Source organism: Streptomyces sp. LS1784, assembly GCF_020103755.1.
Lineage (GTDB): Bacteria > Actinomycetota > Actinomycetes > Streptomycetales > Streptomycetaceae > Kitasatospora.
The window spans coordinates 1-2,090 of record NZ_JAHSQD010000916.1 but is presented as its reverse complement, the minus strand read 5'-3'; the positions used below and the strand labels follow the sequence as shown (position 1 = coordinate 2,090).

Below are 2,090 nucleotides of genomic sequence, written 5' to 3'. Positions count from 1 at the left end.
CCCCCGGGGGCGGCGCCGCGCCGGCGACCGGCGGCGGCACGGGTGGTGGTACGGGCGGCTCCGGCGGTACGGGCGGCGGCGCTCCGGCGGTGAACACCCCCGAGATCATGGCGCTGCCGGTCTGCGCCTCCTCGCAGGTGGCGCTGGAGCTGGCCGGCACCCAGAACTCGTACCAGCCCAAGGACAAACCCCGGCTGGCCCTGACCGTCAAGAACTCCTCCGGCGCCAACTGCCGGGTGGACCTGGGCCGCACCGCCTCCGTGATCACGGTGAGCGGCAGCAACAACGACCGGGTCTGGTCCTCCGGCGACTGCCCGGCCGACAAGGGCGGCATCTGGGTGCAGCTCGGCGCGAACGGCAGCCAGACCGAGACCTTCACCTGGGATCGCAGCCGCAGCAAGCCGCAGTGTGCGACCGCCGACCAGACGCCGCCGGCGAGCGGCACCTACGTGGTCCTCGCGGAACTCACCGGACTCTCCGGGGACAAGGTCTCGGCGCGGGCCTCGATCCGGCTGGACAGCTGAGAACCGGTCAACTTCCACCGGAGTCCCCGGCCGCACGGCCGGGGGCTCCGTCGTGTCCGGGCGCGGGTACGTACGGGCCGGGGCTCGGTACGGACGTGCGACGGCCCCCGGGAGGCGTTCGCTCCCCGGGGGCCGTCGCCGTGTTCGGGCGTCCGTACGGCTGCGCGTCCGGTCAGACGTAGCGCTCCAGGATGGACGATTCGGCAAGGCGGGACAGGCCCTCGCGGACCGAGCGGGCACGGGTCTCACCGACGCCCTCGACGGTCTGCAGGTCGTCGATGCTCGCGGCGAGCAGCTTCTGGAGGCCGCCGAAGTGCTCGACCAGGCGCTCTATGACCGTGTTGGGCAGGCGCGGGATCTTCGCCAGCAGGCGGTAGCCGCGCGGCGAGACGGCGGCGTCCAGCGACTCCGGCGAGCCCGAGTAGCCGAGCGCCTTGGCGACGGTCTGGAGGTCCAGCAGCTCGGCGTGGGTGAGCGCCTCCAGGTCGGCCAGCACCTCGGTGACCGTCCGGCCCTTCTTGGCCGCCCGCTCCGGGAAGTAGTCCCGGGCGACCAGCTCGCGCTCCGGCTCCACGCCCGCGATCAGCTCGTCCAGCTGGAGCGAGAGCAGCCGGCCGTCGATGCCGAGCTCCAGCACGTAGCCGGCGATCTCGGTGGCGATCAGCCGGACCATCTCCAGGCGCTGGGCCACGGCGGTGACGTCCCGGACCGTCACCAGGTCCTCGATCTCCAGCGCGGAGAGCGTGCCGGCCACCTCGTCCAGGCGCAGCTTGTAGCGCTCCAGGGTGGCCAGCGCCTGGTTGGCGCGGGACAGGACGGTGGTGGAGTCCTCCAGCACCCGGCGGGTGCCGTTGACGTACATCGCGATCAGCCGCATCGAGTGCGAGACCGCGACCACCGGGTAGCCGGTCTGCCGGTTGACCCGCTCGGCGGTGCGGTGGCGGGTACCGGTCTCGTCGGTGGGGATGGTCGAGTCCGGCATCAGGTGCACGCCGGCCCGGACGATCTTGGTGATGTCCTTGTCGAGCACCACCGCGCCGTCGAGCTTGCACAGCTCGCGCAGCCGGGTGGCGCTGAACTCGACGTCCAGGACGAAGCCGCCGGTGCACACGGACTCGACGGTCTTGTCGAAGCCCAGCACGATCAGACCGCCGGTGTTGGCCCGCAGGACCCGCTCCAGGCCGTCACGAAGCGCGGTACCGGGCGCGATGGCGGTGAGGGAGGCCCGCAGCAGGGCCTCCTCGCGGGAGGCCTTGTCCGCCCCCCGGTCGCTGGCTGCCACGTGACTCCTCCGGTCGACCCCGTGCCTCGCGCCGTGCGCCGGTCCGCGGTCTGTTGCTCTGTCGCTCAGTACCGCTCGGTACTGCCTTCTGGCCAATGAGACTGGAGAAAGTCTAACTGCGTGTGGCTTCGGCAGGGCTTGGGTCAGCGCAGTTCGTCGGAGTCGAGCGGCTCCCAGCCGTCCATCAGCTCCTCGGGGTACGCCGCCGGGCGGTCCGCGGCCCGGGCGGAGCGCGGGGCCGGCGGCGCCGACGGTGCCTCACCGCGGGGCTCGGTGCGCGGCTT

1 protein-coding gene and 1 pseudogene are annotated in these 2,090 nt (G+C 72.6%); one reads left to right on the top strand and one right to left on the bottom strand.

The genetic code is table 11. From position 1 onward, the window contains the following. Positions 1 to 524: pseudogene (locus tag KS423_RS44200) on the top strand (hypothetical protein); the annotation flags it as partial. Positions 525 to 696: 172 nt separating this feature from the next. Here KS423_RS44200 and disA read toward each other — a convergent pair. Next, positions 697 to 1,755 carry a DNA integrity scanning diadenylate cyclase DisA gene (gene disA / locus KS423_RS44195; protein WP_224285322.1) on the bottom strand — a complete coding sequence of 353 codons (1,059 nt, stop codon included), beginning with the start codon at positions 1,753 to 1,755 and terminating at the stop codon, positions 697 to 699. Between the last annotated feature and the right edge of the window lie 335 nt (positions 1,756 to 2,090).